Source organism: Ruegeria sp. BJ5 (assembly GCF_056537865.1).
Genome location: NZ_JBQFSH010000003.1, coordinates 197,688 through 222,651 on the forward strand (window position 1 = coordinate 197,688; position 24,964 = coordinate 222,651).

The following is a 24,964-nucleotide window of genomic DNA, read 5'->3' on the forward strand; positions in this document are numbered from 1 at the left end:
GTTCGGGCCGGGGTGTCGCGTCATCCCGGCCCGCCCTTACCGAAAGGGGTACATCCACCCCTTGTAGTCATAGACCAGCACATGGGCTTTTTCGATCTGTTCGGGCGTCATCTTCTTGACCACCTCTTCCAGGCTGATCGCCGCATCGGGGTCGCCGCCGATGGCGCTGAGTGTGTACCACATGTAGGCCCGCACCAGATCGGGCGCAGGCAGGCCCAGGCCCAGCTCGTAATACCATCCCACACCCGATTGCGCGCCCGGGTGCCCCTTCATCGAGGCACGCAGATACCATTCGAACGCCCGTTCGTAATCCTGCTCGACCCCAAGGCCAAGGCCGTACATCACGCCGATCAGCTCCTCGGCCTCGGCGTTGCCCGACCGGGCCGCCGGCAGAAGCTGTTCGCGCGCGGCGGCAAACTCGCCTGCCTCCATCAGGTCACGGGCCTGTTCCAGTTCGGCCCAGACGGGCGTAGCGGCAAGACAAAGGGCAAGCACAAGCTGGCGCATGGGGCGGTGGGTCTCCTGTTTTGCGGGGCGGCCTGGGCGCAGGACCTGCCCTCGCCCCTTACCGATGACGACTTTCTGTTCTTTGATAGGGAACAGGCCGCGATCGGTCACCAGCTATTTTATGACCCGATCCTGTCGGGCAACCGCAACATCAGCTGCGCCCATTGCCACCACCCCGATTTCGGCACCTCCGACGGTCTGTCGCTTGGCATCGGCGAGGGCGGCGAGGGTCTTGGCCCCGACCGCACACCCGGCACCGGGGCGGACCGCATCCGCAAGCGCATCCCGCGCAACGCGCCGGGCCTGTGGAACCTGGGCGCGCGCGACATCCACACGATGTTCCATGACGGGCGGCTCAGCCTGTCGGACGTCTATGGCAACGGGTTCAACTCGCCCGCGCAGGAATGGCTGCCCGAAGGGCTGAACTCGCTGCTGGCCGCGCAGGCGCTGTTTCCGCTGACCGCTCAGTTCGAAATGGCCGGGAACGTGGCCGAGAACGAGGTTACCGGCGCCGTGCATGACCGGATCGACAAGGGCTGGCCGATCATCGCCAAACGGGTGCGGACCGACCCGAAATACGGCCCCGCGATGGTGGCCGCCTTTGACGACGTGGACAGCACCGAGGACATCACCATCACCCATGTCGCCAACGCTCTGGCCGCTTTCATGGCCATCGAATGGCGCAGCACCGACAGCCCGTTCGACCAGTACCTGGCCGGAGACGAGACCGCCCTGACCCCCGATCAGAAGGCCGGGATGCAGCTGTTCTACGGCAAGGCGCGGTGCGCCGCCTGCCATTCGGGGCCGCTGCTGTCGGATCAGAAATTCCACGCGCTGGCCCTGCCGCCATTCGGCCCTGGCCGCACCCGGCAATGGGACGCCTATGCCCGCGACGTGGGCCGCATGGGCGAAAGCGACCGGCTGGAGGACGCCTACCGGTTCCGCACGCCCATGCTGCGCAACGTGGCGCTGACGGCGCCCTACGGCCACAACGGCGCCTTTCCCGACCTCGAAGGGATCATCCGTCACCACCTGAATCCGGCAACCAGCCTGTCACGCTGGACGACCGATCAGGCCGCGCTACCCAAGGTGCCGTGGCTGGAACAGGCCGATTTCATCGTCTGGCAGGACCGGTTCGAGATGGCGCGCCAACGCGCCAAAGTCGACATCACGCCAGTTGACCTGAGCGACGGTGAAATCGCGCAACTGCTGGCGTTCCTGCACGCCCTGACCGGAACGAGCGTGGAGACGCCGCCTTTTGGCGTGCCCGCGGACTTCAAGCCCTGAGAAAAACCCCCGCCGGATCGGGCGGGGGTTTCAGTGTTTTTATTCGGCAGCTTCCTCGTAAGCCTCCATCGGGGGGCATGTGCAGACGAGGTTCCGGTCACCGTAGGCGTTATCGACGCGGTTGACGGGCGACCAGTATTTGTCGACGCCCATAGATCCCGGCGGGAAGCAGGCCTGTTCGCGGGTATAGGGTCGGTCCCACTCGCCCACCAGGTCGCGCACCGTGTGGGGGGCGTTCTTCAGCGGGTTGTTCTCGGGGTCGATCTTGCCGTCGATGACATCCTGCGCCTCGGCGCGGATCGACAGCATGGCGTCGCAGAAGCGGTCCAGCTCGTCCTTGGGTTCCGATTCCGTCGGCTCGACCATCAGCGTGCCGGCCACCGGCCAGGACATGGTCGGCGCGTGGAAGCCGCTGTCGATCAGCCGCTTGGCCACGTCGTCAACGGTGATGTTGCCGGCCTCGGCCAGCGGGCGGGTGTCGAGGATGCATTCATGCGCCACCCGGCCGGACTCGGAGGTGTAGAGGATCGGATAGGCCTCCTGCAGGCGCGCGGCGATGTAGTTGGCGTTCAGGATCGCCACCTTGGTCGCCTGCGTCAGACCCGCGCCGCCCATCAGCAGCACATAGGCCCAGCTGACCGGCAGGATCGACGGAGACCCGAATGGCGCCGCCGAGACCGGGCCCACGGCGGTGCCGTATTCCGGGTGGCCCGGCAGGTGCTCGGCCAGATGCGCCTTGACGCCGATCGGGCCCATGCCGGGGCCGCCGCCGCCATGCGGGATGCAGAAGGTCTTGTGCAGGTTCAGGTGGCTGACGTCGCCGCCGATGTCGCCGGGGCGTGACAGGCCCACCATGGCGTTCATGTTGGCCCCGTCGATATAGACCTGCCCGCCGTGGTCATGGGTGATCTGGCAGACCTCCTGCACGGTTTCCTCGAACACGCCGTGGGTCGAGGGGTAAGTGATCATGCAGCCGGCCAGGTTTTCCGAGTGCTTCTCCGCCTTCTCGCGGAAGTCGGTCAGATCGATGTTGCCCTTCGCATCCGCCTTCACCGGCACCACCTGCCAGCCGACCATCTGCGCCGAGGCCGGGTTGGTGCCATGCGCCGAGGTCGGGATCAGGCAGACATTGCGATGCCCCTGCCCGTTGGCGATATGATAGTTGCGGATCGTCAGCAGGCCCGCATATTCGCCCTGCGCGCCCGAGTTGGGCTGCTGGCTGATCGCGTCATAGCCGGTGATCTGGCACAGCTTGTCATTCAGGTCGGCGATCATCTCGTGATAGCCCTGCGCCTGATCTTCCGGCACGAACGGGTGCATGTTGGCGAACTCGGGCCAGGTGACCGGGATCATCTCGATCGTCGCGTTCAGCTTCATGGTGCAGCTGCCCAGCGGGATCATCGCCCGGTCCAGCGCCAGGTCGCGGTCGGCCAGGCGGCGCATGTAGCGGGTCATTTCGGCCTCGGCCCGGTTCTTGTGGAAGATCGGGTGGGTCAGATAGGGCGTCTCGCGCAGCGCATAGTCCGGCAGGCGGTACTGCTTGTTCGAGCTGTCGTCCTTCTTGTCGATGCCAAAGGCGCCCCAGACTGCCTCGATCGTCTCGGCGCGGGTCTGTTCATCCAGGCTGATGCCGACGCGGGTCTCGCCGACCTTGCGCAGGTTGACGCCGCGCGCCACCGCCGCCTCCATGACGGTCTTCTGCAGCGGGCCGACCTCGACCGTGATCGTGTCGAAGAACACCTCGGGTTCGACCTTGAAGCCGTGCTCTTCCAGGCCCGCGGCCAGGCGCGAGGTCTTGCGGTGCACCGACTGGGCGATCGCCTTGATCCCGTCGGGGCCGTGGTACACGGCATACATCGAGGCGATCACCGCCAACAGCGCCTGCGCGGTGCAGACGTTCGAATTGGCCTTCTCGCGGCGGATGTGCTGTTCGCGGGTCTGCAGCGCCAGGCGATAGGCCTTGTTGCCGCGGCTGTCGATGCTGACGCCGATGATCCGGCCCGGCATCGCCCGTTTCAGCTTGTCTGTGGTGGCCATGTAGGCGGCGTGCGGGCCGCCATAGCCCATCGGCACGCCGAAGCGCTGGGTCGAGCCCACGGCGATGTCGGCGCCCATCTCGCCCGGCGATTTCAGCAGCGCCAGCGACAGGATGTCGGCGGCCACGATGGCGATGGCGTTGTGTTCATGCAGCGCCGCGATTTCCTTGGTGAAATCGCGCACATGGCCATAGGTGCCCGGATACTGGAAGATCGCGCCGAACACCGCGCCCGCATCCAGCTCGTCAGGGTCGGCAACCGTGACGTCGATACCCAGGGGCTCGGCCCGGGTCTTGATCACCGCGATGGTCTGCGGGTGACAGTTCTTGTCCACGAAGAAGGCCGCGTTGTTGGCCTTGGACCGGCCGCCGCGCTTGGCCATCGCCATCGCCTCGGCCGCTGCGGTCGCCTCGTCCAGCAGGGACGCATTGGCCACGTCCAACCCGGTCAGGTCGCTGACCATGGTCTGGAAGTTCAACAGCGCCTCGAGCCGGCCCTGGCTGATCTCGGGCTGATAGGGCGTATAAGCGGTGTACCAGGCCGGGTTTTCCAGGATGTTGCGCAGGATCGGCGCAGGCGTGGTGGTGCCGTAATAGCCCTGACCGATCAGCGAGGTCAGAACCTTGTTCTTACCCGCCACTTTTTTCATGTGATAGAGCGCGTCGCGTTCCGTCATCGCCGGACCCCAGTCCAGCGGGTCTTTCTGCCGGATCGCCGGGGGGACGGTGGCGTCGATCAGATCGTCCAGCGTCTTGAAGCCGATTACCTTGAGCATGTCGCGCATCTCGGTCGGGCTGGGACCGATATGGCGGCGGTTGGCAAAGTCATAGGCTTCGTAGTCGGTCAGTTTGAAGGCCATTGCAGCGCTCCCATGGATAGGTCAGGCCCGGCGGAGACTGCGGGAGCCTCCGACGGGGATATTTCTTGCCAGATGAAGGGCGGAGCCCAAATTCGGCGGTATATGAAAAACGATGGAGCCCCATGCCGGGACTCCGGTCGGGTTTACCCGATGAACGTCTTGTAGGCGGCCTCGTCCATCAGATCTTCCAGCTGCGCGGCATCGGTGATCTTGATCTTGTAGATCCACGCTTCGCCCTCGGGATCCTCGTTCAGCGCGCCCGGGTTGTCGGCCAGCGTCTCGTTCACCTCGAGGATCTCACCATCGACCGGGGCATAGATCTCGGAGGCCGCCTTGACGGATTCGATCACCCCGATCTCGCCGTCCTTCGCAAACTCTTCACCCACGTCCTGCTGCTCGACGAACACCACCTCGCCCAGCTGCTCGGCCGCGTGCTTGGTGATGCCCAGCGTGGCCGTGTCGCCCTCGACCGTCAGCCATTCATGTTCTTCGGAATAATAGGTTGCCATGCTGTCTCTCTCCTGACTTCAACGCTTGTAATTCTGTTTGACGAAGGGCAGCGCCACGATCTGCGCCGGCTGCGCCTTGCCCCGGATGATCAGATTTACCTGTTCGCCCGGCTCGGTGTGGCCGGCCGCGACATAGCCCATCGCAACAGGGCCGCCGACCGTTGGGCCGAACCCGCCCGAGGTGATCTGACCGATCGTGTTGCCCTGAAGATCCTGCACCTCGACCCCCTGTCGCGCCGGGGCGCGGCCGTCGGGTTTGATCCCCACCAGCTTGCGTGCCGGGCCTTCGGCCAGTTCGCGCTGGATGCGATCCGCGCCGGGAAAGCCGCCCTCTTCCTTGCGCCGCTTCTGGATCGCCCAGGCAAGGTTGGCCTCGATCGGCGAGGTGCTTTGGTCGATGTCATTGCCGTAGAGGCACAGACCCGCCTCCAGCCGCAGGCTGTCGCGCGCGCCCAGGCCCGCTGGTTCGCAATCCTCATGCGCCAGCAGGGCGCGGGTGACCTCGATCGCCTTGTCCTCGGGGATCGAGATCTCATAGCCGTCCTCGCCCGTGTAACCCAGTCGCGAGATCCGGCATTCGACGCCGTTAATCCGGGCCACGGTGGTTTCCATGAACTTCAGATCGCGGGCCGCGGGGCACAGTGCGCCCACCACGTCCTCGGCTTTCGGGCCCTGAACCGCCACCAGCGCGCGGTCGAAGATCTCGGTCACCTCGACCCCGTCCAGATGCGCGCGCATGTGCGGAATGTCCTGATCGCGCAGCGCCGCGTTTACCACCACGAAGAAATGATCGCCCGCGTTCGACACGATCAGATCATCCATGATCCCGCCGTCCGCGTTGATGAAGAACCCATAGCGCGCCTTGCCCTCGGGCAGCGTCGCAAAAGCCTGCGGGCACAGCGCCTCGAGCTTCTCGCCCACATTCTCGCCCCGCAGGATCACCTGGCCCATGTGGCTCACGTCGAACAACGCCGCCTTCTCGCGGCACTGCTTGTGTTCGCCCATGATTCCCAAAGGATACTGAACGGGCATCTCCCAGCCCGCAAAATCAACCAGCTTGCCTCCCAACTCAACATGAAGGTCATACAACGGCGTGCGCTTCATTCCAGGCATGTCAGTGTTCTTTCTTTTGGCAAAAGTGACGCGATGGACTGGATCCGGAAGCATATGGCTGGGAATACCATGCCACGGCAGCCTTTTCGGATCGAGTCAGAGGAATTCTGGCAGGGCGACATGCATTTTCCGGTACCGGCAACTTCACGGCTGGCGGTGTTCCGTCCGACTTCAGATCGCAGGTATTCATCACGGCCTAAATCGCTCATGGACAAGGAGTATACATCTGCATGCTGCAGCTTTGTGTCGTATAGGAAACTTTTTTCCGTTACGCAACAGCTGAAATTGCAATATTCACGGTCGGCGGCCACATACCTCAGCGATCGGCAAGTGCCGCCTCCAAGGCCTTCAGCCCCGTCACCAAATCGGCCTCGGCGGTATCCTCCGCGAAGTCATGACTGATACCGTTGATGGATGGAACGAACAGCATTCCGACCGGCATCAAGGCTGCCACGTTCGACGCATCGTGCAAGGCCCCGGACGGCATGACCCGCCAGTTGCCGGGCGCGACGGTCTGGGCTCCGTGTTCCAGCGACCGCCGGAGGGTTGGATCCATTTCAACCGGTTCGATGCCCAGCATTGGCCCGAACTGCGCTTCGCCCCCGATGGATTCACTGACCTCTTGGGCGGTCGTACGAATAATGCTTTCCATTCGGGCCAGACGATCCGTGTCCTGATCGCGCCACTGCATCGAGAAACGGACCCGACCAGGAACGATTGACGAGGCATTCGGAGACAGCTCAACATGACCGATCGTCCAGACCGTCTGCGGGGTCACCACGTTGCGGAACCGCTCGTTGATCAGGCCATTGAAGATCGTCAGAGCCTGGAACGCGTCTCGGCGCAAGTGCATCGGCGTCGTGCCGGCGTGGTTCTGCTGGCCGGAAAACTCGATGACCATGTCGCGAATGCCCACGATGTCCGAGACCACACCGATGGCCTCGGCGTTGGCATCCAGAATCGGACCCTGCTCGATATGCATTTCGATGAACCCGGTGAATTGGGCGGGGTTCACAAAATCCTGCATCAGACTTTGCATCCGAGCGCGCGCGTCACCGAACCGTTTGCCCGCGTGGTCGGTCAGGTCGTCAGCCTGCGCAAGGGGCAACTTGCCGGACCAAATGGCTGATCCGGTCGTGACGCCGAACCGGCCTTCCTCATCCTGAAAGCTGACCACCGAGATCGGGCGCTGGCTGGAGCGAGCCAGCTCCAACGCCGCGATTACGCCCAGCGCGCCATCCAGCCAACCGCCCTCGGGCTGGCTGTCTGAATGTGACCCCATCAAAAGCGACGGCGCGGATGCCAGACCGAACAGGTTTCCGACCGGATCAAAATGCGGTTGCAGCCCGGCCTCCTGAAACCGGTCGGCCAGCCATCGCCGCGCCGCAATGTCCGCGTCTGAATATGCCGGGCGCACGACGCCTTTACCAACCCCCGCAGCTCCGAATTCCCGCAGCTTGTGCAGATCATCCAGAAACCTCTGCGCATTCACGGCCATTGCGCTGTCCTTTCTTGTCGCTTGCCGCAACTCTATCGCCGGGCCGTCCGCCCGCAAGCCCGGTTGCAGCCTGTCCCGGTTTTTTGACGGCAACCGGCCGAACACCTCTGGCCCCTGCGTGCAAGCTGCCCTAAGACTTCGGGCCAAGAGGGACCGACATGTCATACATCACATTGGTACGCCACGGGCAGGCCAACACCACCGCACGAGACGAAGACAGTTATGACAAGCTCAGCGAGCTTGGGCATCAGCAGGCGCGCTGGCTTGGGGCCCATCTGCGCGAGACCAAAGCCCATTATCCACGGGTGTTTTGCGGCACCCTGACCCGGCATGTGGAAACGGCGGCAAGCATGGGTCTGCCGGAACCCGTCCGTGATGCACGTCTGAATGAAATCGAGTATTTCACCCTTGCGCAATTGTTCGAAGAACAGCACGGCGTGACGATCCCGACGGACCGCGAAGGCTTCGTTCAGCACCTGCCGCTGACCTTCAAGGCCTGGGCCAACGGCGACATTCGGAACGCGCCCGAAACCTTCGACCAGTTTGAAACCCGCGTCTCGGACGCTCTGCGTGAAATCCATGACGGCGACGGGCCGGCCATCGTGGTGACCTCGGGCGGGTTGATCTCGATGGTGGTGCGGCAGGCGATGGGGCTGGACATTCCGGCGATGGCGCGCGTGGCCCTTGCCATCATGAACACCTCATTGCATCGTCTGCACCCGATCGGAGCGGACCTGAGCCCGGTTCTGTTTAACGCGGTTCCACATCTGGAAGCGCCGGACCGGCATTTCGCCCAGACCCACCTGTAACCGGATCGGAGGTCCCAGATGCAGATCTACTACGCACCCCGCACTATCTCGATCGCCGTCGTCATCGCGCTGGAGGAGGCCGGTCTGGATTATGAGGCGATTAAACTGGACTTCGCTGCGGGCGAGCAGACGACGGCGGCCTACAAGCAGATCAACCCCAAGGGCCGCGTTCCCGCTCTGGTGGTCGATGGTGGCATTCTGACGGAAACCGGCGCTCTGCTTGAATACATCGCAGCCAAGGCCCCGAAGGCCGGGCTTGTTCCGGACGATCCGGTCCTGGCCGCTCGGATGCGCGAGGTGATGCACTACCTGGCCTCGACTATGCATGTGAACCATGCGCACAAGATGCGCGGTCACCGTTGGGCGGATCAGGAGTCCAGCTGGCAGGACATGAAGGACAAGGTGGCCCAAACAATGACCGAGTCCTGCGCTTACATCTCGTCAAACGGGCTGCGCGGCCCGCTTGTTTTGGGCGAGGCATTCTCGCTGGCTGACGCCTATCTCTACGTGGTTTGCAGCTGGTTGGAAGGTGACGGGGTCGATGTCACGACCTTTCCCAAGATCCAGGCCTTCCGCGCGGCGATGGAGGCCCGACCCTCGGTTCAGGCGGTACGGGCCGCCGGAATGCTCTGACAAAAGGACATCGCATGACACATCTTTGGGTCCGGGCTGAACAACGCCCGAACGAGGAACGGGTGGGGCTGACGCCCGGAGGCGCGGCGCAATTGATCGCGGCGGGCATCCGCGTGACGGTCGAGGAAAGCCATGTCCGCGCCATCCCGATCGACGGCTACCGCGACGCGGGCTGTGAGATCGCGCCGGAGAACTCGTGGCCGGATGCGCCGTTGGATGCGGTCATCTTCGGCTTGAAGGAACTGCCCGAGGACGGCACGCCCTTGCCGCATCGCCACATCATGTTCGGCCATGCCTTCAAGGGCCAGCATTCGGGCCGCAAGCTGCTGGAGCGGTTCAAGGCCGGTGGTGGCACGCTGTATGACCTGGAATACCTGGTGGACGAGACCGGGCGGCGGGTCGCGGCCTTCGGCTATTGGGCCGGGTATGCCGGCGCGGCGGTCACGCTCAAGACTTGGGCGGCGCAGCAACGCGGCGAGATCTGCGGCCCCGTCGGCGTCTATCCCGGCAAGGACGCGTTGAACGCCGAACTTCTGGCCGAGTTGGACGCCACTGGCGCTCCCCGCCCCCGCGCCATCGTCATCGGCGCGCTTGGAAGGGTCGGCACCGGCGCGTCCGATCTGTGCGAGGCGATGGGGGTCGAGGTGACCAAATGGGACATGGCCGAAACCGCCGATGGCGGGCCGTTCCCGGAGATCCTCGAAAACGACATCTTCCTCAACTGCATCTTCGCGCGCCCCGGCACCCCGGTCTTTGTCCCGCGCGAGGCGCTGAATGCCCCGCGCAAGCTGACCGCCATCGGCGACGTGGCCTGCGACCCCGACAGCGACTACAACCCGGTGCCGGTCTATGACCGCGCCACAACCTGGGAAGAACCCGCCCTACGCGTGGCCACCGACCCGGTTCTCGACGTCATGGCCATCGACAACCTGCCCTCGATGCTGCCGGTCGAAAGCTCGGAAGACTACGCCGCGCAGCTTCTGCCCTCGTTGCTGACCCTGACCGACCTGACCTCGGGCGTTTGGGCGCGGGCCGAGGACACCTTCAAATCCCATATCGAAAGGATCTGAGCCATGACGATTCACTGGTGTGGCACCGGCCTGTCGGCCATCCCCGGCCTGCGCCGCCTGATCGAGGCCGGCCACAAGGTCACCGTCTGGAACCGGACCGTCGACAAGGCCCGCGCCGAGGTCGGTGACCTGACCGACGACATCCGGGCCTTCGACATTGATGCGTTGGGCGCGGTGCTGGAAAAGGGCGACGTGATCGTCTCGATGCTGCCGGGCGACTGGCACGTGCCGCTGGCGGAACTGGCGATCGAGAAGGGCGCGCATTTCGTCTCGTCCTCCTACATCGCGCCCGAGATGCGTGCGCTGAACGACAAAGCCCGCGAGGCCGGCGTCGCGCTGGTCAACGAGGTCGGGCTGGACCCGGGCATCGACCACCTGATGGCCCATGCGCTGGTGGACGATTACCGCGCGTCCGACGCCTTCGACCCGGAAAACCACCTCAGCTTCATTTCCTATTGCGGCGGCATCCCCAAGAACCCCAACCCGTTCCGCTACAAGTTCAGCTGGTCGCCCTTGGGTGTGCTCAAGGCGCTGCGTTCGCCCTCGCGGTCGATCCGCGACTATGCCCCGCTGGACGTGGCCCGGCCCTGGGACGCGATCAGCACCTATGTCGCGCCGCTTCCCACGCCCGAGAGCTTCGAGGTCTATCCGAACCGCGATTCAATCCCCTTCATGCAGCAGTACCATTTCGAGGAGCACTGGCCGGTCAAGGAGTTCGTCCGCGGCACCCTGCGGCTGAACGGCTGGTCGGATGCCTGGTCGGACGTGTTCCGCGAGATCGAAACGCTGGAAGGCCCCGAGGGCGATGCCCGGCTCAAGGAAATGTCCGACCAGTTCTGGGCCGAGAACGCCTATGAAGAGGGTGAGCCGGACCGCGTCGTGCTCTGTGTCGGGCTGAAGGCCGAGAAGGATGGCAAGGCCGTCTGGCACAAGACCTACGTGATGGATGCCTGGGGCGACGCGCGCGGCAGCGCGATGGCGCGTCTGGTGTCGATCCCGGTTTCGCTGGCGGTCGAGGCGGTGCAGGACCGCGCCATTCCCGCCGGTGTCCATGCCGCGCCCAGCGATCCGAAACTGGTTCAGGCCTGGATGGCCGAGATCGACAAGCTGGCACAGCACCTGCAGGTGGTCGACCACTTGGCCTGAACCAACCAAAAAAGCCATTCCGGACGCACCGGAATGGCTTTTTTCTGGTATTGTGACCGACCGTTCGATCGGCGCCTGTGGTTCAGATGTAGCGCTCGATCGTTTCCTCAAGATCGCTGCGGTTGATGCCAAGCTCGGACAGCTGCCGGTCATCCAGACCACTCAGATGTTGCGCCGCGCGTACGATGTCATCCTTGACCGCCCGGATGCGCATGGCGCGATCGAACAGTAGCAGCGCGCTGGCGGATGGGCAGGGTTGTTGAGTCGGTTGCATTGTGTCGAGCATCGGCTGTTTCCTCCCTGTTTGGCCGGTGTCCTGGTGGGGCGCGGCCCCGGTTACTGCGTCAACGCGGCGCGCTGATAGACGCTCTGATAGGCCGTTTGGGGGATGTCTGAGCGGGTGATGCCGATATCGTGCAGCTGCTGGTCGCTCAGGCGTTCGAGGTCACGGACCGTCTTCGCAAAGATCTGCTTCCGAAACCGTTCGGTCTTGGCCTCGGCGTATTTTGCAAAAAGGTCATGAAACAGGCTGTGGTTCGACTGTGTGGTTTGTGCGGTTGCCATTGGTTTGTCCTCCTGAAATCCGAACTGCATCGCAGTACTGTCATCAGATAAAAGGACGCCGCATTAACGGTTCCGGACCAACGGATTAAGCTTTGTTAACCTAACGTAAGGGTGGGCGGGGTCACTGACCGGATGGCAGGGCCACCCGGATGGCGAAGGCGGTGGCGGGGTCGATCTGCGGGTCAGCCAGAAGCGCCCGCAGCGCAGGGGCAAGCGTATCATCCCCCCAATCGCGCGTGGCCAGGGCGATCTGCCCGGCCGTGCTTTGGTCGCGCGCTATCTCACCGGCAAAGATATCCAGGATCTTCCCGCGGTGTTCCGGCATCGCATCGCCGCCGTCGATCAGCGCCGCGATGATCGCCCGGCGATCCTTTGGAGAAAGCGGGCTGGCGGTCAGAGCCTCCTTGATCGTATTCAGGGCTTGGTCGCCGTCAATTTCGATACCGGCAAGCGCCCATTCGCGCAGGTTGAACCCTCCGGTGGCGACCGCCTTTGGATAGACTGCGCGCACCGCCTCTGCCGCGGCCGGATCAGATTGCAGGCCCAGCAGCCGGATCGTTGCCGGGGCATAGGCTACGCGATTCAGGCTCCGCAAATCGCGCAGAAGATCCGGAGTTGCAGCAGCATCGCGCAGGTCGCGGACAGCCGCATAGGGTGCCCGGTGGAGTTCGATGAGAGCGGTGTTCCGCAACAACCGGTCACCGGAACTCAGATAGACGGCGAAAAACGCGGCGCGCTCGGCGGATCGGGATCCGTCCAACCGCCAGCCTTGGCCTTGCGCCTGTACCTCGACAACAAAACCGGACCGCTGCGGCGTCATCAGAAACCCCTTGGTCCAGGACTGATCAAAGGCGCGCCCGGCCTTGTCCCGGCTGCCTGGGCCATAGATCATCAGGACCACCCGGTCAGGATCGGCCCGCAGGGCATTCCGCGTGCTGCTGTCCACCAGAAACGGTATCTGGGGGAGGTTCGAAACCTCGTCCCAACTGCCTTTCAGCAACCCGACGGGTGCATAGCGGAACGGGTCGTCGGGCGCGGGCGCGGCCAGAACGATGACCGAAGCAGACAACAACCGGTCGGCCAGAGAGTTTTCGGGAAGCGACAGACAAACAGTGCAGGCCCGCGCCGGACGCTGCGGCCACGCCGGAACGGCCATAAGGGCCAACACCAATATCGTCTTCAACATCCGCGGCATCTGGCGCCCCTGCTGTGGACCGGGCGCTGTGCCATACACGGCGCCCTCTGCCCCGGAGCATAGCGCAGAAACACCGTGCGGGCGACCAAGTCTACATCAGGTCGTTCTCGACATCTTCGGCCGAGATGCCCAACGCGTCCAACCCGTTCTCAAGGTGATCCGACAGATGCGGCGTGCCGATCAGGTAATCGGCACATGGCGTCGATGCCTCGGCCTTGGCCGTAGCGATCGCCTCGCTGAGGTCGTCCGGGAAAAAGCTTTCACGTCCAATCCACATGATCGCGACCAACTCGGCTTGCTCGTCCTCGTCCATGCGATCGATAAAAGCTCGCAGCTCGCCCTCGGCGCGATCCAGTTCGCGGCCCATCATGGCGACCTGGGCGACTTTGGTTGGCGAGATTTCCAGCATTGGTTTCAACTCCTCTGTCCGCAATTGGAGTCCATCTCAACCATTGCACAGCGCCTGCGTCCTTGATCTTGCGCAAACTGCAGATCGTCACTCGTGCGGGCGCGAGACGGGGTGAGATGGCACCGGTGCGGTGCGGAACGGTCGGAAGGTGGCCTTCTTGACCCACAGTTTCAGTGCCTGCCAGTGGATCAATGCAACCGCCCGCCGCGCGCCAAACGGGCGTCGCAGCAGCGAACGAAGGATCGCGCCATTGGTGAGAGGTTGCCGGATGCCCGTGAGCGTGGCAATCAAACCGCCCCCGTCGCGGCCGTAGTCGATCCAAACCCCGACCCGATCCGGGCGCAGGTCGAACCGGAAAGTGTAGGTGCCCTCGATCTTTTGAAAGGGCGAGACATGCATGACCTTGGTCGCGCAAATCCGGTCAGAAGGAGCGATCACGTCAAACCCCGGCTTGTGGCAGACATAGCTGTGCCGCGTTCCATGAGTGTTGGTGACCTCGGCCACCACGGCAAACAGTGCGCCTGCGTCATTCAGGCAAAACCAGAAACTGACCGGGTTGAATACATGGCCCAGCACTCTGGGCTGGGTCAGCAGCAGAACCTGCGCGGGTTGGGGGATTTGCATCGCCCGCAGACTGTCGCGGAGCCAAGGGGCACCCCGACCAACACCGGGCTCCCCTCCGTGATCGCGGGTCCGCCAGCCGGTGAGGTTGGGTTTATCCACCGAAAACAACGCGGGCGTTTCCGATGCCTGTTCGGGATCCAGCAGGATGTAGTCGACCGAGTAGCGAAAGGCGTTCTCGATCGCACCTTTCCGTCCGTGAAAGGTATGGGCCGGAACGAAGTCGATTTCTGGCATGGGCGGACTGATCTTTTCTGGCGGTCAACATTCTGGATCGGCTGGGTTTTTCAGCGAACATCCATGGTCATGATACGAAAAAAACGCGCGACCGGATCAAAAATCTCGGTCAGGCGTGATCCGACTTGGGTGCGGCAGCGTAATACAGTTATGTTTACCGAGATGGACACCGTTGTTCAGGACGATGTCGCGACCGCCCCGGCGGCGCGGCCGGCTGGGCGCGGCACGAAACGAACCAAGGGATCGTCGGTGAACGGTACGAAGAACAATGGCGCGGCAAGATGCGAGTGGGTGTCCCACGTCCAACGCATCCGGCAGTCGCAGGATCAGGCGGCGTTTGCCGAACTGTTCCAGCACTTTGCCCCTCGGGTCAAAGCGTTCCTGATCCGGTCGGGTTCGGACGCGACGTTGGCCGAGGAATGTGCGCAGGAAGTCATGGCCACGTTGTGGCACAAGGCGCATCTGTTTGATCCGTCACGGGCTACCGTGGCGACATGGGTCTTTACGATCGCGCGGAACAAACGCATCGACGCCATTCGCAAACAGCGGCGTCCTGAACCGGAAGAACTGACATGGGGTCCCGAAGCGGAACCCGAACAGGAAGACGTAATCGCGCTGCAACAGGAAACGGCGCAACTGAAGACGGCCCTGCTGCAATTGCCCGAGGCACAGCGGGAACTGATAGAGAAGGCATATTTTGGTGACCTGAGCCATCGCGAGATCGCCTCGCAGACCGGGCTTCCGTTGGGCACCATCAAATCGAGAATACGGCTGGCGCTGGACCGCTTGCGCCACGCGATGAACTGAGATGATAGAGATGAGCAACGAGATCAAACATCACCTGACGGACGACCTGCTGATGGCCTACGCCTCGGGCACACTGCCCGAAGCGTTCGACCTGATGGTCGCGACCCACTTGTCCCTGTGCGACCGTTGTCGCGCCCGCGCCGAGAGTTACGACGCGGTGGGCGGACACATGCTTGAGGACCAGGTCGAAGCCGCGCCTTTGTCCGCAGATGCGCTGTCGTCGACAATGGCTCTGATCGCGCAGGGTGCGCCGACCCCCAAGCCCGCGCGCGCGAAATGCGACGTGCTGCCGGCCCCGTTGCAGGATTACGTCGGCGGTGACGTGAACAGCATCCGCTGGAAGCCGATTGGCATGGGCGTCAAGCAGGCCATTCTGCCAACCTCGCGCGATGCCACGGCGCGCCTGTTGTTCATTCCGGCCGGTGCCGCGGTACCGGACCACGGCCACAAGGGCATGGAACTGACCATGGTTCTGCAAGGCGCGTTTTCCGACGAGGTGGATCATTTCGCCCGCGGCGACGTCGAGATTGCAGACGAAGACCTGGAACATACGCCCGTGGCAGACATGTCCGAGGATTGCATCTGCCTGGCGGTGACCGACGCTCCGCTGAAGTTCAACAGCCTGATCCCACGTTTGGTGCAGCCCTTCCTGCGAATCTGAACGGTCCCTCGTTTGTGCTAGGCTTGTTGCCGGGAATCACCGGGAGGATATTCAGAATGTTGAAACAAGCTCTGGCAGCCCTGTTCATTGCCGTTGTGGCCGTGCCCGCATCGGCCCAAAGGACAGCCGAGGTGGAATTCCAGCCCGGAAATTTTGGCACAATGGTCAACGGCACCGTTACGGGTGATGAATACTTCGACTACGTACTGGGCGCCAAGGGCGGGCAGGAGTTGTTTGCCGAGCTTCAGGTCAGCGAAACCAATGGCAGCGGCGTAGCCTATTTCAACATCCTGCCGCCGGGCAGCGACGGGGTCGCGATCTACAACGGCTCGATCGACGGCAACACAGCCCGCATCACCCTTCCCGAGGACGGAGACTATACCATCCGCGTCTACCTGATGGGCAACGACCGCGATACCGGCAAGACCGTCGGCTACAATCTGGACCTGTCGATCCAGTAGGCCTCAGCCCTCGGACTTGCCCAGCGGCACCACGTTGGCGCGGTCTTCGGGGGCCAGTTCCTCGAAATCGAAATTGTCCAGCCGCTGCGCGCGGCGACCGGCCTTCTCGGCGCTGATCTTGATTTCCGAGATATCCTTGGCCGCCTGCCCGAAATGCCGGTCGAGATTGGCCACCCGGTCGCCCAGACGCTCGACATCCTTGTGCAGCATGCCCAGTTCCTTGCGGATCGCGCCCGCCTGTTCGCGCATCCTCGCGTCCTTGAGGATCGCCCGCATCGTATTCAACGTGGCCATGCAGGTGGTCGGCGAGACGATCCAGACCCGTTTCGAGAAACTCTCCTGCACCAGTTCGGGGAACTTGGCGTGCAACTCGGCATAGACCGCCTCGGAGGGCAGGAACATCAGCGCCCCGTCGGCGGTTTCGCCGTCTAGGATGTACTTGGTCGAGATATCGGTGATGTGCTTGCGCACCGTGCTACGGAACATCTGCACCGCCGCCTTCAACTCCATGTCATTGCCGGCGCCCACCAACGCCTCATAGGCCTCCAGCGGGAACTTGCTGTCGATCACGATGGGCCCCGGCGGGTTGGGCAGGCGGATCAGGCAGTCGGCGCGTCTGCCGTTCGACAGGGTCGCCTGCAGCACATAGCTGTCCGAGGGCAGCGCCTTGGACACGATGTCGTTCAACTGGATCTCGCCGAAGGCGCCGCGGGTCTGCTTGTTCGACAGGATGTCCTGCAGCGACAGCACGTCGCCCGAAAGCTTGGTGATGTTGTCCTGCGCCTTGTCGATGGCGGCCAGACGCTCTTGCAGCTGGGTCAGCGAGGTCGCTGTCTGCTTCGACGACCCATGCAGGGTTTCCTTCATCCGCTCCTGCATCTCAGCCAGCGCGCGGGCGGATTTCATGGCGTTGTCGGCCAGCCGGTCGTTCATCTGCTGCTGCACCGCCGACAGCCGCGCCTCGACCGTCTGGATCACCTGCACCTGCGCATTGGCCTGCGTGTCCGAGACATGCTGCAACCCGCCGCGCAATTGCTCCTGCCCCTGCCCCAACTGCTGCACATGCTGGCCCAGATAGGCCAGCTGCTGCGCCAGCGGCTCGGCCATCCGGGCCGAGCGGTTGGCCGCGCGCAGGGCCAGGAACAGCAGAACGAGGATCAGCAGAACCACCCCCGCCCCGATCAGGGCGGCCATCACCATGGGATCGTTCAGTGAATATTGGGTGCCTGCGATTTCTATCATCTCAACCTGCGCGTTCTTGTTTTGTTTCTTCTTTTCTACCGCCGACCGGCGGTCGGATCAACTGCGGCCGAACAAGCGCTCGATATCGCTCAGCTTCAGTTCCACGTAAGTCGGCCGCCCGTGGTTGCACTGGCCCGAATGGGGCGTCGCCTCCATCTCGCGCAGCAGGGCGTTCATCTCTTCGGCGCGCATCCGGCGGCCCGAGCGGACCGAGCCATGGCAGGCCACGCGGCTGAGAATCGCTTCGATCCGCGCCTGCACCGTCTGGCTTTCGCCCTGATCGGCCAGCTCGTCCAGGATATCCAGGATCATCGCCCGCGCATTGACCTCCCCCAAAATGGCCGGGGTTTCGCGCACCGCCAACGCTCCGCCGCCGAAGGGCTCGATGGTCAGACCCAGGCGCGACAGGTCGTCGGCCACCGCGAGCAGGCGGGCGCAGTCGCCCTCGGACAGTTCCACGATCTCGGGGATCAGCAGCGCCTGCGCGGCCACGCCGTTCTCGGCCATCTGCTTCTTGAGTTTCTCATAGACCAGCCGTTCATGCGCGGCGTGCTGGTCCACGATCACCATGCCGTCGGCGGTCTGGGCGATGATGTAGTTTTCATGCACCTGCCCGCGCGCGGCCCCCAGGGGCAGATGCTCGGGCGGTGTCTGGTCGGGCTGCGCAGAGGCGGGCTCGGCCACGGGCTCGACCACGCTGCCGCTGTAGGCATTGGCAAGATCAGCAAAGCCAGGTGCCTGCGCCTGATAGGCCATGGCCCGTGTCGCGGGCGAGGGCCGGTCCATCTGATAGACCCGCGCGGGTGCCACCGGGGCCGGTTCGGGCCGCATCGCACCCAGCGTCGCGTTGGCCACGGTGGTCGAGGCGCGGTGCCCCGCCTCGGCCAGCGCGTGCCGCAGGCTGGAGACGATCAGCCCCCGCGCCACGCCGGGATCGCGGAACCGCACCTCGGATTTCGCGGGGTGCACGTTCACGTCCACCAGCGTTGGCTCGCAGTCGATGAACAGCGCCGCCGCCGGGTGCCGGTCGCGGCTGAGGAAGTCGAAATAAGCCGCGCGCAAGGCCCCGGTCAGCATCTTGTCGCGCACCGGACGGCCGTTGACGAACAGGAACTGCGCCACCGCCGCGCCGCGCGAATAGGTCGGCAGCGCGGCATATCCGTACAGCCTGATCCCCTCACGCGTGGCGTCGATCCGCAAGGCATTCTCGGCAAACTCGCGCCCCAGGATGCGGGCCAGCCGGGCGTGCAGCGCGTCGAACAGGTCTCCGTTTTCGCGGTCGGCGCGGAACACCACGCGCCCCTCGCCCCCGCCCGAGACATCGCGCAGGGTGAAGGTGATGGAGGGTTCCGCCATGGCCAGCCGCTTGACCGTGTCCGAGATCGCCTGCGCCTCGGCCCGGTCGGTGCGCATGAATTTCAGCCGCGCGGGCGTGGCATAGAACAGGTCGCGCAGCTCGACCACGGTGCCCGCCCGCAGGGCGGCGGGCTTGACGCCTTCCATCTTGCCGCCGGCGACGCGGATCTGGGCCGCCTCGGCCCCCGGCGCGCGGCTGGTGATGGTCAGACGCCCAACCGCGCCCAACGAGGGCAGCGCCTCGCCGCGGAACCCGAAGGTGTGGATGTTGAGCAGGTCGGACCCGTCGATCTTGGAGGTCGCGTGGCGCGACAGGGCCAGCGGCAGATCCTCGGGCGCGATGCCGCACCCGTCGTCGGTGACGCGAATCAAGGTCTTGCCGCCGTCGGCGATGTCGATGGCGATCCGGGTCGCTCCGGCGTCGATCGCGTTCTCCACCAGTTCCTTGACGGCGGAAGCGGGGCGTTCGACCACCTCGCCCGCGGCGATGCGGTTGATCGCGGCCTCGTCGAGTTGCCGGATTACCGAGCGATTTTCGCTGATATTGGGGTTTGCCTGCGCCATACCGCTAGACCTAGCACAATCGCACGCGATTCTGCCACCGGTTTACGCTGCTTTGGTCTAGGGGGTCGGATCGCCCGGCCAATCGAGATGCGCAACCCGAATTGGTTGCCAAGAGTTTCACGATTGCCCGGACGATCCGTGGTGAGTGGTGGTCATTAACTGTGTAATGGCGCGGTGTCTAACACGGTGCGTTGGACAAATCTGCTTAAGGTTCGCTTGCCCCGTTTGGTGGGCAAAGTTTGGCCGATCACCGACCCGAGCCGGTGGCGGGAACACGCCGGATCAGCCCGGACCCGGCGCCGCTGCGCGCATCCGGCAGGGGCCAAACACGGCCGCGACAGCCAGAATCAGGCCGGACATGGTGGCAATCATCCCGGCCGCACTGACGGCGTCCGATCCGCCCAACCACAGCGGGCCATAACCAGCCAGGACATAGCCGGACACGGCGGACAGGATGGCGAAGACAACACTCCAGGCAATCTGGGTCTCAAGCCGGTCGGTCATCATCCGGCCGGCGGCCGGCGGGCAGATGAACATTGCGATCACGATGATCGAGCCGACGGCATCAAACGCGGCCACGGCTGCAATCGCCGCCGCAATCACCAGCGCCATTCCCAGCGCCCCGGTTCGAATTCCGATCGTCCGGGCAAAGCCTTCGTCGAAGGTCGAGATCTTGAGCGGCCGCCAGAACAGCCAGACGAACAGGCTGACACCCACCAGGGTCAGGGCGATCCGAGCAAGCTCGGGTGGCAGGCCGGCCAGCGCGACCGGATCCAGCAGCGAGGACCAGCCAGTCGCGTCAAGCCAGATCAGGCTTTCCAGGCTCCCATAGAGTGCGTGTTCGACATCCAGATGAACGCTCGAAGTGTCGGTCTGCTCCAACAGCAGCACCCCTCCGGCAAACATGGTGGTGAACACGACTCCCATTGCGGCGCCCGGTTCGATTTGGCCCAGCCTCCGGATGGTCTCGATCAGCACAACGGCGACAACCGCCGCGCCGGCGGCGCCCAGCATCATCGGCCAGGTCGAGATCGCGCCGGTGACGAGAAAGGCCACGACGATTCCGGGCAGAACCACATGGCTGATGGCGTCGCCGATCAGCGCCTGTTTGCGGAGCACAAGGAAGTTTCCTGGCAATGCGCAGGCGATGGCCGCGAAGGTCCCGATCAGCAGCGGCGTCAGGGACAAGGGAACGAATTCTTCACCGCTCATGGGCGAACCTCCCGTGGTCTGCCGATGCGGCGGTCGATGTCGTCGATCTGGTCCCGGGTCAGAACCGTTTCGATGTCGCGTAACCCGTCATACAGGGCGGCGGCTGCCTCGTGCGCATTGTCGGCGCGTACGATTTCCCAGCGTTTCTCGTCGCGCAGCGCCTTGGCCGCCTGCGCTCTGCCGGCATCCGTAGCCACCCCGTCGGGCCGGGCAAGTCCGGCCTGACGCAGCAGGCGAAGTGTGTAGGGCTCATAGATGTTCTGGCCTTGTGCAAGCGCCAGCAACCCCTGTCGGATGTGAACCCGCCGCTGGAACCGCAGATGCCGCACGATTGCGGCCAATACGCCGCGCACCGGAGCCAGAAACAGCGATACGACAAAAAAGCCAAAGCTGAACAGGACGATGATCGGTCCGGTCGGCAAGTTGGGCGCCGAGGCGGACACCGCCGCACCCAGATAGCCCGACAACCCACCAATGACCCCCGACAACAGCACCACATGGTCGGACCGGTCCGACCAGAACCGCGCCGTGACGGCGGGTATGATCAGCAAAGCCACGATCAGGATCAATCCGACGATCTTCAGCCCGACAACCGTGACCGCCATGACAAGTCCCATCATCGCAAGGTCGATGCGATGCACTGGCAGCCCCAAGGCGGCCGCATATTCGGAATCGAACGCCACCATCATCATGGGGCGGCGGATGATCATGACGAGCAGCAGCGTTGCAGCGCCGCCGATCGCGATGATCAGAGCGTCAGACCACAGCATCCCGGCCGTCGAGCCCAGCAAGAACCCCTCAAGCCCGGCCTGTCGGCCCACTCCCATGGTCTGGATGATTGTCAGCAGAACGATACCAAAGCCGAAGAAGACCGACAGGACCGCCCCGATCGCCGCGTCCTCGGCCAGACGGGTGCGGCGGATCAGCCAATTCATGCACAAAAGGCCCATGGCGGCCGAAATCGCGGAACCGGACAGCAGTCCGATCAGGTTTCGCCCGGTTCCGCCCAGCGCCACTAAAACCATAAAGGCGATGCAGACGCCCGGAAGCGTCGCGTGACTGATGGCGTCACTGACCAGCGCTCGCTTGCGCAGAAACAGAAAGGTGCCTGTCACGCCAGCCGAAAAACCAAGCAGCGTGGCCCCGATGGCAACCAAGGTGGCGTTGTACCCCAATTGCAGGGTCAGAGCGTCCCACAGCATGTGTCAGCCCGAAGTGCCCGAGATCTGGTTGATCTGGGCGGTGGCAAGCCGCCCCCCGTAGGCGGCCTGAAGAGTTTCGGCGGTAAAGGCCTGCTCGACCGGGCCCTCGGCGACCTTGCGGGTATTGATCAGGAACACGTGGTCGAAATAATCTGCGACCGTGGCAAGGTCATGGTGGACCACGACCACTGTCTTGCCGGCTTCCTTTAGGGATTTGAGGACCGAGATGATGGCTTTTTCGGTGGCGGCATCGACCCCGGCAAACGGTTCATCCAGCAGGTACAGATCGGCATCCTGAGCAAGTGCGCGCGCCAGGAACACCCGTTGCTGCTGACCCCCCGAAAGCTGGCCGATTTGGCGGTCCGCAAACTCATGCATCCCGACCCGATGCAGACACTCCATCGCGTGGGCCATGTGTCGCATCCGGACCCGGCCCAGCAAGCCCAGTTCCCGCGACAGGCCCATCAGGACCACGTCGATGACCCGCGTCGGGAAGTCCCAATCGACGCTGGCGCGCTGCGGCACATAGGCGATTCGGGCCCGCTGCCGGTACAACGCCTTGCCGAACACCAGCACCTGACCCGACAGCGGCTTGACGATACCCAGCGCCGCCTTGAGCAGCGTCGATTTGCCAGCGCCGTTCGGTCCGATGATGGCCGTCATGGCCCCGGGTTGCACCGTCACGTCTACCGAGAAAATGGCCGGCTTCTGACCGTAGGATACCGTCATCCCCCGGATCACGAGCGGGCTGTCCTGCACCGTCAGGTCCCGGTTTGATGACGATTTGCCAGCCGCAAGCTCCAACATGGTCAGAGCCCCGCCGACAGCTTGCCGGACATGCCGCGTTCGGGCACATCCGCACCCAGGCCCCGTGCAATGACCGTGATGTTGTGATCCAGCATCCCGATATAGGTGCCCTCATAGGTGCCCGGCTCGCCCATGGCGTCCGAATACAACTCGCCCCCGACCGAGACGGTATGACCCTTCGCCGCCGCACCCTCGATCAACGCCCGCATCGACCGATCCGAGACCGAGCTTTCAACGAAGACGGCGGTCAGGTTGCGCGCGACCAAAGTGTTGACCAATTCTCCGATCCGGTTCAGCCCCGCCTCGGACTGGGTCGAGATACCCTGTATCCCCAGCACTTCGAACCCGAATTCCTCACCGAAATAGGCAAAGGCGTCATGGGCGGTGACCAGAACACGGTTGTCTTCGGGCACCTGGGCCAGCACCTTTTTCCCATAGGCGTGCAACTGGTCGATTTCAGCCAGAAAACGCTGGGCGTTGGCGGCGAAGTAAGCGGCGGAGTCCGGCCGCACGTCGGTCAGCGCCTTTTGCACCTCGACCACGACGTCTTTCCACAGAACCGGGCTCATCCACACATGCGGATCGTATTTGTCGGCATAGTCGGCATGTGCACGCAGTTTAGACTTGTCGATGGCATCCGCCACGGCAACGACTTTGCGTTTGCGCCCGAGGTCGTGGAAGAAGTCTTCCATCTGCGCCTCAAGATACAAGCCGTGCCACAAGACCAGATCGGCCCTTGTTGCGGCAACGATATCGCTGCGGGTCTGGCGATAACCGTGCGGGTCGACTCCGGGCCCCATCAGCCCTTTGACTTCGACCTGATCACCGCCGACCTGCTGCACGGCGTCCGCAATCATTCCGGTCGTCGCCACGACCTTCAGCGGCGCCTCGGCCCACGCCGCCAAGGGCAGCGCGGCACCAAGAGCAAGGGCAAAAAGAAAACTGCGGCGAATCATATGTGACCTCGTTCCGAGTACCAGTTGAGAATGAATATGCGAACCATTCGCAACTAAGTCAACCGTGTTGCGAATTACTCGCAAGAAAAAGCCGGATTTGTCCATTTGGTCAAAAAAGTGGCCAAAGGCGTCCAGTTTGCCTTTCCTTTGGCCGTTTCCCGTGCGATTTTGGCGCAAACCTCCCAAAGGACGTGACAATGGATACGCAGAGCTCAGAAAGCCCCGTGCGCACCGCGCATCTGCCGCAAGTGACCGAGCCCCGAAACCCTGGCATGGATCTGGACCTCGACTGGGTGCGCGCCGTGCAGGCCAACACCTCGGCCATCGAGCGCCGGGCCGCGACCCTGCCCGGGCGCCGGTCGGTCAAGAAAGAGCATCAGGCCGCCTGGCTGCTGAAGGCGATCACCATGATCGACCTGACCACCCTGTCGGGCGATGACACCGAGGGCCGCGTGCGCCGCCTGTGCGCCAAGGCCCGGCAGCCGGTGTCCCCCGCCCTGCTGAGGGCGCTGGACATGCCGCCGATCACCACCGGCGCGGTCTGCGTCTATCACGACATGATCGAAACGGCGGTGGATGCGCTGAAGGGCACCGGCATTCCGGTCGCAGCCGTGTCCACGGGCTTTCCGGCGGGCCTGTCGCCCTTTCACCTGCGCGTGGCCGAGATCGAGGAAAGCGTGAAGGCCGGGGCCGAGGAGATCGACATCGTGATCTCGCGCCGCCATGTGCTGCAGGGCAACTGGCAGGCGCTGTATGACGAGATGAAGGCGTTTCGCGCCGCCTGCGGCGAGGCGCATGTAAAGGCCATTCTGGCCACGGGTGAGCTGGGCAGCCTGCGCAACGTGGCGCGTGCCTCGCTGGTCTGCATGATGGCCGGGGCCGATTTCATCAAGACCTCGACCGGCAAGGAAAGCGTCAACGCCACCCTGCCCGTGTCGCTGGTGATGATCCGCGCCATCCGCGACTATTATGACCGCACCGGCTATCGCGTGGGCTACAAGCCCGCGGGCGGGATCTCCAAGGCCAAGGACGCGCTGGTTTACCTGTCGCTGATCAAGGACGAGCTGGGCGACCGCTGGCTGCAACCCGACCTGTTCCGGTTCGGCGCGTCGTCGTTGCTGGGCGATATCGAGCGGCAGTTGGAACATTTCGTCACCGGGGCATACTCGGCCGGATACCGGCACCCGATGGGCTGAGGACAGG

General features: G+C 63.9%; 25 protein-coding genes. 9 read left to right on the forward strand and 16 right to left on the reverse strand.

Features of this window, described 5'->3' with window-relative positions; genetic code table 11:
- Positions 1–36: 36 nt before the first annotated feature.
- A complete protein-coding gene (locus ACR0NY_RS11665) occupies positions 37–507 on the reverse strand; it encodes a tetratricopeptide repeat protein (RefSeq protein WP_170369137.1) in 471 nt (156 codons plus the stop codon).
- Positions 508–513: 6 nt separating this feature from the next.
- On the opposite strand from ACR0NY_RS11665, the gene ACR0NY_RS11670 reads away from it, so the two are divergent.
- A complete protein-coding gene (locus tag ACR0NY_RS11670) occupies positions 514–1,794 on the forward strand; it encodes a cytochrome-c peroxidase (RefSeq protein WP_170369136.1) in 1,281 nt (426 codons plus the stop codon).
- Between the two features lie 39 nt (positions 1,795–1,833).
- Here the strand turns inward: ACR0NY_RS11670 and gcvP are convergent, their stop codons facing one another.
- The 4 genes from gcvP to ACR0NY_RS11690 all read right to left on the reverse strand — a co-directional run bounded on the left by gcvP (position 1,834) and on the right by ACR0NY_RS11690 (position 7,809).
- Positions 1,834–4,689, reverse strand: coding sequence for an aminomethyl-transferring glycine dehydrogenase (gcvP, locus tag ACR0NY_RS11675; RefSeq protein ID WP_170341173.1), 2,856 nt, complete (start codon positions 4,687–4,689; stop codon positions 1,834–1,836).
- A 143-nt stretch (positions 4,690–4,832) separates the two neighbouring features.
- Positions 4,833–5,198, reverse strand: coding sequence for a glycine cleavage system protein GcvH (gene gcvH, locus ACR0NY_RS11680; protein ID WP_170341171.1), 366 nt, complete (start codon positions 5,196–5,198; stop codon positions 4,833–4,835).
- 18 nt (positions 5,199–5,216) lie between these two features.
- Positions 5,217–6,311: a glycine cleavage system aminomethyltransferase GcvT gene (gene gcvT, locus ACR0NY_RS11685; RefSeq protein WP_170341169.1), complete on the reverse strand. Its 1,095-nt coding sequence runs from the start codon at positions 6,309–6,311 to the stop codon at positions 5,217–5,219.
- 316 nt (positions 6,312–6,627) lie between these two features.
- Complete coding sequence (locus ACR0NY_RS11690) at positions 6,628–7,809, reverse strand: hydantoinase/carbamoylase family amidase (RefSeq protein WP_170341168.1); 1,182 nt, start codon at positions 7,807–7,809, stop codon at positions 6,628–6,630.
- A 158-nt stretch (positions 7,810–7,967) separates the two neighbouring features.
- Between ACR0NY_RS11690 and ACR0NY_RS11695 the strand changes: the two genes are divergently transcribed.
- From ACR0NY_RS11695 to ACR0NY_RS11710, 4 genes are read left to right on the forward strand one after another with little or no spacing between them, the layout of a single operon-like run.
- Entirely contained in the window at positions 7,968–8,618 is a 651-nt protein-coding gene (locus ACR0NY_RS11695; protein ID WP_170369135.1) for a histidine phosphatase family protein, read from the forward strand.
- A gap of 18 nt (positions 8,619–8,636) precedes the next feature.
- Positions 8,637–9,251, forward strand: a complete 615-nt coding sequence (locus tag ACR0NY_RS11700; protein ID WP_170369134.1) for a glutathione S-transferase family protein — start codon at positions 8,637–8,639, stop codon at positions 9,249–9,251.
- Between the two features lie 14 nt (positions 9,252–9,265).
- A complete protein-coding gene (locus ACR0NY_RS11705) occupies positions 9,266–10,321 on the forward strand; it encodes a saccharopine dehydrogenase (protein WP_170369133.1) in 1,056 nt (351 codons plus the stop codon).
- A 3-nt stretch (positions 10,322–10,324) separates the two neighbouring features.
- On the forward strand, positions 10,325–11,467 hold the full coding sequence (locus tag ACR0NY_RS11710) for a saccharopine dehydrogenase family protein (RefSeq protein ID WP_170369132.1): 1,143 nt from the start codon (positions 10,325–10,327) through the stop codon (positions 11,465–11,467).
- A gap of 82 nt (positions 11,468–11,549) precedes the next feature.
- Here the strand turns inward: ACR0NY_RS11710 and ACR0NY_RS11715 are convergent, their stop codons facing one another.
- The 5 genes from ACR0NY_RS11715 to ACR0NY_RS11735 form a co-directional block, all read right to left on the reverse strand.
- A complete protein-coding gene (locus ACR0NY_RS11715) occupies positions 11,550–11,753 on the reverse strand; it encodes a DUF1127 domain-containing protein (RefSeq protein ID WP_093964173.1) in 204 nt (67 codons plus the stop codon).
- 50 nt (positions 11,754–11,803) lie between these two features.
- Positions 11,804–12,031, reverse strand: coding sequence for a DUF1127 domain-containing protein (locus tag ACR0NY_RS11720; RefSeq protein ID WP_170360650.1), 228 nt, complete (start codon positions 12,029–12,031; stop codon positions 11,804–11,806).
- A 121-nt stretch (positions 12,032–12,152) separates the two neighbouring features.
- The gene (locus ACR0NY_RS11725; protein ID WP_170369131.1) at positions 12,153–13,226 is read right to left on the reverse strand and encodes a hypothetical protein; all 1,074 of its coding nucleotides are present in this window, start codon (positions 13,224–13,226) and stop codon (positions 12,153–12,155) included.
- Positions 13,227–13,317: 91 nt separating this feature from the next.
- Complete coding sequence (locus tag ACR0NY_RS11730) at positions 13,318–13,635, reverse strand: DUF3775 domain-containing protein (protein ID WP_093964170.1); 318 nt, start codon at positions 13,633–13,635, stop codon at positions 13,318–13,320.
- 87 nt (positions 13,636–13,722) lie between these two features.
- Positions 13,723–14,493, reverse strand: coding sequence for a DUF1365 domain-containing protein (locus ACR0NY_RS11735; protein ID WP_170369130.1), 771 nt, complete (start codon positions 14,491–14,493; stop codon positions 13,723–13,725).
- A 150-nt stretch (positions 14,494–14,643) separates the two neighbouring features.
- Here ACR0NY_RS11735 and ACR0NY_RS11740 point away from each other — a divergent pair, with 150 nt between their 5' ends.
- From ACR0NY_RS11740 to ACR0NY_RS11750, 3 genes are read left to right on the forward strand one after another with little or no spacing between them, the layout of a single operon-like run.
- Entirely contained in the window at positions 14,644–15,300 is a 657-nt protein-coding gene (locus ACR0NY_RS11740; RefSeq protein WP_170369129.1) for a sigma-70 family RNA polymerase sigma factor, read from the forward strand.
- A 10-nt stretch (positions 15,301–15,310) separates the two neighbouring features.
- Positions 15,311–15,961, forward strand: a complete 651-nt coding sequence (locus tag ACR0NY_RS11745; RefSeq protein ID WP_170369128.1) for a ChrR family anti-sigma-E factor — start codon at positions 15,311–15,313, stop codon at positions 15,959–15,961.
- A gap of 56 nt (positions 15,962–16,017) precedes the next feature.
- The gene (locus ACR0NY_RS11750; RefSeq protein WP_170369127.1) at positions 16,018–16,422 is read left to right on the forward strand and encodes a hypothetical protein; all 405 of its coding nucleotides are present in this window, start codon (positions 16,018–16,020) and stop codon (positions 16,420–16,422) included.
- A 3-nt stretch (positions 16,423–16,425) separates the two neighbouring features.
- Here ACR0NY_RS11750 and ACR0NY_RS11755 read toward each other — a convergent pair whose 3' ends face one another.
- The 6 genes from ACR0NY_RS11755 to ACR0NY_RS11780 form a co-directional block, all read right to left on the reverse strand.
- A complete protein-coding gene (locus ACR0NY_RS11755) occupies positions 16,426–17,664 on the reverse strand; it encodes a DNA recombination protein RmuC (RefSeq protein ID WP_170369126.1) in 1,239 nt (412 codons plus the stop codon).
- A 57-nt stretch (positions 17,665–17,721) separates the two neighbouring features.
- Complete coding sequence (mutL, locus tag ACR0NY_RS11760; protein ID WP_170341151.1) at positions 17,722–19,584, reverse strand: DNA mismatch repair endonuclease MutL; 1,863 nt, start codon at positions 19,582–19,584, stop codon at positions 17,722–17,724.
- 282 nt (positions 19,585–19,866) lie between these two features.
- Positions 19,867–20,796, reverse strand: a complete 930-nt coding sequence (locus tag ACR0NY_RS11765; protein ID WP_170341149.1) for a metal ABC transporter permease — start codon at positions 20,794–20,796, stop codon at positions 19,867–19,869.
- Positions 20,793–21,998, reverse strand: a complete 1,206-nt coding sequence (locus ACR0NY_RS11770; protein ID WP_170360633.1) for a metal ABC transporter permease — start codon at positions 21,996–21,998, stop codon at positions 20,793–20,795. Before ACR0NY_RS11770 ends, ACR0NY_RS11765 begins: the two co-directional genes overlap by 4 nt.
- Positions 21,999–22,001: 3 nt before the next feature.
- Positions 22,002–22,805 (reverse strand): metal ABC transporter ATP-binding protein, encoded by an 804-nt coding sequence (locus tag ACR0NY_RS11775; protein WP_170369125.1) that lies wholly within the window; start codon positions 22,803–22,805, stop codon positions 22,002–22,004.
- Positions 22,806–22,807: 2 nt separating this feature from the next.
- Positions 22,808–23,761, reverse strand: coding sequence for a metal ABC transporter solute-binding protein, Zn/Mn family (locus tag ACR0NY_RS11780; protein WP_170369124.1), 954 nt, complete (start codon positions 23,759–23,761; stop codon positions 22,808–22,810).
- Positions 23,762–23,958: 197 nt separating this feature from the next.
- Here ACR0NY_RS11780 and deoC point away from each other — a divergent pair, with 197 nt between their 5' ends.
- A complete protein-coding gene (gene deoC / locus ACR0NY_RS11785) occupies positions 23,959–24,957 on the forward strand; it encodes a deoxyribose-phosphate aldolase (protein WP_170364154.1) in 999 nt (332 codons plus the stop codon).
- The last annotated feature ends 7 nt before the right edge of the window (positions 24,958–24,964 follow it).